At 64.1% G+C, this 320-nt stretch carries 1 protein-coding gene; it reads right to left on the minus strand.

The features are described from left to right. Positions 1-45: 45 nt before the first annotated feature. Positions 46-320: transposase (locus ACT3SQ_RS19350; RefSeq protein ID WP_444601635.1), on the minus strand; the 275-nt coding region annotated here is incomplete at its 5' end.

Genomic DNA, 320 nt, shown 5'->3' on the forward strand with positions numbered 1-320 from the left:
GGGCTCTTCGCGGTTCGTGGTGAATGACCCTGCTGGGACGGGTGTTCACGCTACGGTTCTCGCGGCGCTGGTCAGCAGGATACGCATCCGGTAGTTCTCCGGGTTTCGGAATCCGCGGCCGGTGCGTTTGATGTTCTTGATGCCGGTGTTGCCCGCTTCGACCTTCGCGGTGGTCGCGCCGGTGACGATGAGGACCTCGATCGCGTCCCACCAGGTCACGACGGTGTCATAGAGCTTCGTCGTCTCGGGCATGTTCGCGATCTGGGCGAAGTAGCCCATCCGCATTCGCTCCTGCCAGGCCTGGGCGAGGGTGTCGGTGG

Origin of the sequence: Brachybacterium sp. AOP42-C2-15, from assembly GCF_052377065.1 — a bacterium.
Taxonomy (GTDB): domain Bacteria; phylum Actinomycetota; class Actinomycetes; order Actinomycetales; family Dermabacteraceae; genus Brachybacterium.